The organism is Candidatus Venteria ishoeyi, assembly GCF_030378065.1.
Taxonomy (GTDB): domain Bacteria; phylum Pseudomonadota; class Gammaproteobacteria; order Beggiatoales; family Beggiatoaceae; genus Venteria; species Venteria ishoeyi.
In genome coordinates this window covers 45,065-51,113 of the sequence record NZ_JAUCGJ010000018.1, presented here as the reverse complement: position 1 = coordinate 51,113, position 6,049 = coordinate 45,065, and the positions used below count along the sequence as shown (strand labels likewise).

At 50.9% G+C, this 6,049-nt stretch carries 5 protein-coding genes; all 5 read left to right on the top strand.

Annotation, left to right across the window (positions count from 1 at the left end):
* Positions 1–983 (top strand): hypothetical protein (locus QUF61_RS18290; RefSeq protein ID WP_289681271.1); only part of this gene is annotated, 983 nt, incomplete at its 5' end.
* 166 nt (positions 984–1,149) lie between these two features.
* Positions 1,150–1,926: a hypothetical protein gene (locus QUF61_RS07985; RefSeq protein WP_103921202.1), complete on the top strand. Its 777-nt coding sequence runs from the start codon at positions 1,150–1,152 to the stop codon at positions 1,924–1,926.
* A gap of 38 nt (positions 1,927–1,964) precedes the next feature.
* Complete coding sequence (locus QUF61_RS07980; RefSeq protein ID WP_103921201.1) at positions 1,965–4,514, top strand: molybdopterin-dependent oxidoreductase; 2,550 nt, start codon at positions 1,965–1,967, stop codon at positions 4,512–4,514.
* A gap of 14 nt (positions 4,515–4,528) precedes the next feature.
* The gene (locus QUF61_RS07975) at positions 4,529–5,233 is read left to right on the top strand and encodes a 4Fe-4S dicluster domain-containing protein (RefSeq protein WP_103921200.1); all 705 of its coding nucleotides are present in this window, start codon (positions 4,529–4,531) and stop codon (positions 5,231–5,233) included.
* On the top strand, positions 5,226–5,942 hold the full coding sequence (locus tag QUF61_RS07970; RefSeq protein WP_177428554.1) for a TorD/DmsD family molecular chaperone: 717 nt from the start codon (positions 5,226–5,228) through the stop codon (positions 5,940–5,942). The genes QUF61_RS07975 and QUF61_RS07970 overlap by 8 nt, the downstream gene beginning before the upstream one ends.
* Positions 5,943–6,049: the final 107 nt, after the last annotated feature.

Below are 6,049 nucleotides of genomic sequence, written 5' to 3'. Positions count from 1 at the left end.
CGGCAACAACTTATGTCTATCGCGGTAATATGTCTGGCATGAGCGGTATGGGTGGTATGGGTGGCATGTCCGGTATGGGCGGCATGGGTGGTATGTCCGGCATGGGTGGCATGGGTGGTATGTCCGGCATGGGCGGCATGAGTGGTATGTGCGGCATGGGTGGCATGTCCGGCATGGGTGGTATGGGCGGTATGTCCGGCATGGGTGGCATGGGCGGTATGTCTGGTATGCACGGCATGTCCGGTATGCACGGCATGGGCGGTATGTCCGGCATGGGCGGTATGTCCGGCATGGGCGGTATGTCCGGCATGGGCGGTATGTCCGGCATGGGCGGTATGTCTGGTATGCACGGTATGTCCGGCATGGGCGGTATGTCTGGCATGGGCGGCATGAGTGGTATGTCTGGTTATGGCGGTGGTGGTGTTGCAAGCTCTCGCGCTTATTTCCATATTACGCCTGATGGTCACATGTATTTCTATCCGGCAACAACTTATGTCTATAGCGGTAATATGTCTGGCATGAGCGGTATGGGTGGTATGGGTGGCATGTCCGGTATGGGCGGCATGGGTGGCATGTCCGGTATGGGTGGCATGGGCGGTATGTCCGGTATGGGTGGCATGGGCGGCATGTCCGGTATGCATGGCATGTCCGGCATGGGCGGCATGGGTGGCATGGGCGGTTACTACTGGAGACCTCCTACAGGCATGAGTGGCATGTCCGGCATGGGCGGAATGTCCGGCATGGGCGGCATGAGTGGAATGTCCGGCATGGGCGGCATGGGCGGCATGAGCGGTATGTCCGGCATGGGCGGAATGTCTGGCATGGGCGGCATGAGCGGAATGTCCGGCATGGGCGGCATGAGTGGAATGTCCGGTATGGGCGGAATGTCCGGCATGGGTGGCATGAGCGGAATGTCCGGCATGGGCGGCATGAGTGGAATGTCCGGTATGGGCGGCATGAGCGGTATGTCCGGCATGAAATAAAACAAGCCAGGGACGGGGATCTAAAACAATGCAATAACTTGTTTTATAAGGTTCTCGTTCCGGCTCCTGTCTAACTTGCAGGTTTGCTCACCTGCAAGCCTTTTGCGCTTCCTCCAGGCTCCTTCTTATAAGGAAGCGCTGTTTTACCCAGCCAAGGAGAATAAATATGCAAAAATCTTTTACTGTCTGGGCAGTGCTGGTTTGCCAAAGTTTAGGCTGGAATGTTTATGCACAGGATATGGATTATGAAAGTGCGCGTTGGCATCCCATCCATTTCAAACCCGCTATTGATACTGCCAAAGATGAACAATGTCTGGCTTGCCACCAGGAAATTATTGAATCCAAAGTCAAACCTGAATCCCCCGCAGGCGTTAAAGCAAAAGATAGCCTGGCCTGGTATCAAACCCTGGAAGTTTATCAAGGTGAGCAGGAAACCTTTCACCGCCGTCATCTAGTTACGCCCTTAGCTAAAAAATTGATGAACCTGAAGTGCAATACCTGTCATCAGGGTCATGATCCCCGTGAAGCAGCCCCGGTTCCCCCAACAAATTCTAATGCGGGTTTTAGTTTACGAAAAACAGTCAATCCAGAGACCACCTGCTTAAAATGTCACGGACAGATGAATTACCAGGTCATGGGATTGCCTTCTCCCTGGCCAGAATCTCATAAACTGTTTACAACCTGTATGACTTGTCACACAGTGATTCGCTCTGTGCGCCATCAGGTCAATTACTTAAATGCAGAGGCCATTGAAGCTGCGGCAAAAGAAAGTCCAGATGCCTGTTATGGTTGTCATGGTGGACGTGCCTGGTATCGGGTTGCCTACCCTTATCCGCGCCATGCTTGGCCCGGTGTCGGTGCTGAAGTGCCGGAGTGGGCAAAAAATCGTCCAACTGAGTCTGAACCGCGTTTTCGCCTGCCTAAGCAGACTGCGGCAAAATAACTGATGTTACGCAACTCCAAGAATAAAGGAATCCCGGCATGAGTTTTTCCAATGAAAAATTAGCATTGCTGCAAGACAGCTTAAATATTAATCGACGTGACTTTTTAAAAACCTCAGCAGCCGCTGGCGCGGCGGTGAGTTTAGGCTTGAAACCGGAACCCGCCAAAGCCTTTGCATACGAACCCTATCCCCGTGATGATGAGTTGGAAACGGTGGTGACCAGTTGCGCGCATAACTGTGGCTCGCGTCATATGCTGGTTGCGCATAAAAAAGGGGATGTGATTGTACGCCTGTCTTCTGATGACGGGCGTTATCAACAAGGTGGCGCTTTTGGCAAGGACACCTTTGAAGAGCCGCAACTGCGCGCCTGTTTGCGCGGGCGTTCTTATCGTTCCCGACTGTATTCCGCCGAGCGCCTGTTATATCCCATGATACGGGTGGGCGCGCGTGGTGAAGGCAAGTTCAAGCGCGCTTCCTGGGATGAGGCGTTGGGCATGGTTGCGCAGCGTATGGAAGAATTAAAAGCAAAATACGGCCCGACGGCCTTATTGGATCAAAGTTATGCTGGCGCTTCTTATGGCGTGTTGCACAAGTCTGACCAGATTGAAGGCTTGCTGGGGCGTTTCCTGGGCATGTATGGCTGCCGCACCAATTCCTGGTCAGTCCCCTCGTATCAGGCAACCACATTCAGTTCCCGCACCACCTTCGGCACCATTGAAGATGGTAATGAAGATGATACCTTTGCCCATTCCAAACTGATTATTATGTGGGGCTGGAACCCGGCTTATACTTTCCACGGCGGTAATACCTTCTATTACATGCGCATGGCTAAGCAAAAGGGCTGTAAATTTGTGGTGATTGATCCACAGCACACCGATTCTGCTTCAAGTTATGATGCCTGGTGGATTCCCATTCGGCCCAATACCGATGCCGCAATGATGGCGGGAATGGCGTATTATATTTTTGCCAACAATCTGCAAGACCAGCAATTTATTAACCGTTTTGTACAGGGCATGGACCCCGGCACCATGCCGCATTGGGCGCATGGTCAGGAAAGTTTCAAAGATTATATTTCCGGGCGCTCTGATGGCGTAGCAAAAACCCCGGAATGGGCCGCAGATATTTGCGGCGTGCCTGCCAAAGATATTATCAAGCTCGCGCATATGTACGCGACCACCAAACCAGCGGCATTAAAAGCCTCCTGGGCACCGGGACGTAATGCTTATGGCGAGCAATATAACCGCATGGCGGCGGCATTGCAGGCCATGACCGGTAATATCGGCAAACTTGGCGGTTGCGCGGAAGGCGTGGGTAAGGCTTGGCACGCGGAAGGCATTGCCTATCCTTATGATGAATTTGCCAATGTCTGGTACGCCTCTATCAAGTCTGACCGCTGGGCGCACTGTGTCTTAAATTATCCCAATGTAAAACGTGAAGAGATCGGCTTATGGCCGCGCAATGATGAACGTGATGGCGTACCACCAAATATTCGTGGCATTTTCTGGCAGGGTTCTGACTGGTTTAACCAGTTGACCAATATCAATAAAGAAATTGCTGCCATCAAAAAACTCGATATGGTGGTGTGCATGGATTCCACCATCACCCCATCAGGATTATGGGCGGACGTGCTGCTGCCGATTGCCACCCATTTCGAGCGTCATGATGTCGCGCTGCCCTGGTATAAAGGGCATTATTACATTCACCGGCCCAAGGTTATTGAACCTTTGGGGGAATCTAAAACCGACCTTCAGGTCTTTACCGAACTGGCTTATCGTCTGGGTTTTGGCGAGCGTTTTAATCCCAAAGCCAACCGCAATTATTTCCATCATAACGATGCTGTGGATGAAAGCTATTTACGCGAATGGTGGGTGAATAAGGTCATGCATCACCAGCATGTCACCATGCCCTGGGAAGAGTTCAAAAAACGTGGTGTGTATAAATTCAAGCTGCCGCGTCCGCATGTCGCTTTCCAGGATAATATCGAAAAAGGCGTGGCCTGGAGCACACCCTCTGGCAAAATTGAAATTTTCTCCAGTACCCTGGCGCAAACTAAAGACTGGACTAAGACTCAATATGGCTATTATATCCCGGCAATTCCCAAATGGATTGAGCCGTGGGAATCCTTAAATAGTCCCAAAACCCAGAAATTCCCTTTCCACATGATTACGCCGCATCCGCGCTGGCGTACCCATTCCATTTTCCACAACATTCCCTGGTTGCGGGAAACTTATACTCAGGAAATTACCCTCAACGCCTCCGATGCCAAACGCCTGGGCATTAAAACCGGCGATACTCTGGAAGTGTGGAATGATCGCGGCGGCATTGTCTTACCGGCTTTTACCACCGAACGTTGTATGCCCGGTGTTGTTATTGTCTATGAAGGGGCCTGGATGGACCTGGACGAGGACGGTTGGGATCGCGCTGGCAATCCCGATTTTCTGACGCTGGATGAACCCAGTCCGGCAGGAGGCTTTGCTTATAACACGATTCTGGTCAACCTGCGCAAAGCCACCAATGGTCGCACCCACCGACCCGGTTGGGACAAACAAAAAACTGCGCGCAGCCATGTGTTCAGAAGGGATTATTAACAGGAGATTAAGTGATGGCAACAATTCCCAAAAATAACCCCAACGTACAAACGGCAGAAGATGCGGAGCGGGTTAAACAAGCGATTAAAACCACCAAACGCGAGCGGGTCAACTATACGCCGGTGCAAGCTGAAATGCAGGTGGGGTTTATTCATAATAATGTAGACTGTATTGGCTGTAGAGCCTGTGAAATTGCCTGTAAAGACAAAAACGGGTTGAACGCAGGGCCACGTTTTCGCCGCGTCATGTATGTGGAAGGTGGCAGCTTCCCTGATGTGTTTGCATACAAGGTTAATATGTCCTGCAATCACTGCGCGGAACCGGCCTGTCTGCCAACTTGTCCGACCGGGGCTATTTTTAAACGTCAGGATAATGGTGTGGTGGATATTGATTCCACGCTGTGCATTGGCTGTCGCCGCTGTGAAGCGGCTTGTCCTTATGGCGCGCCGCAGTTTGACCCGGAAGACGGTCTGGTGAAAAAATGTAACTTATGTATTGACGAACTGGAAGCCGGACGTCATCCTTATTGCGTGATGGCCTGCATGATGCGGGTGCTGGATATTGGCCCGATAGATAAATTGCGGGAAGGCAATTTTCCCACCAAAGCCTTAGGGCCGGGGGACAAACCGGTACGTCAGGTCAAAAATATGGCCAGCCCGGAATTGACCAATCCTTCAATTGTCTTTGTGCCTCATGCCAAAGGACGTGTGGATGACTAATATGCAAACAAAACAATGGCGGGACAGTATTCTGGCGGATGTGAATTTGCTGGTCTTACTGCATGATAGTGAGCCTAAAGCAGATTTACTTAAATCATTGCAGCAATTTTCTTTTCCACATCACTTAGGTTTGCAATTTGTAGATAAAACCCAGCATCAATGTCTGGATTTTATGGCGGAGGCGCTGGCTGAGTTGAAACAGCCCGTAACACAAAATCAACTTGATGAGTTAGCCGCAGATTTTGCCGCTATTTATCTTAACCACGCGATTCAGGCATCGCCCTGTGAGTCGGTGTGGCTGGATGAAGAAGGGCTGATGCGTCAGCAACCGATGTTCCAGGTCAGAGACTGGTATAAACAATATGGTTTGCAGGTCGAAAATTGGCGTCTAAGACCCGATGATCATCTGGTCTGTCAGCTACAATTTATCAGTTATTTATTGAGCCAGGATGATGCAACAGAAAATCTGCGCCAGATTGCACAATTTCTGGATGAACATCTGCTGCTTTGGATTAAAGATTTTGCCAGTCGCGTCAGTCAACGTGCGGCAACCGCCTATTACGCCGGGCTGGCCTTGCTGACAGCCTCTTACCTCGAACAACTGCGCGATGTGTTGGAAGCTTTGTTAGACATGCCGCGCAGCGTGCCTGAACCTAAGCCGGAACAGGCGCATAATGTCAATATTCAAAGCTGTGAAGCAAATCTATAGTTTTTCAGATAATTAATTTCCTGGAAAGCCAACGGATAACACCCCTGCGAAGGGGTGTTATCCGTAAAGCATTTACCAATTGCATCGCCAACATTATAATGACGGGG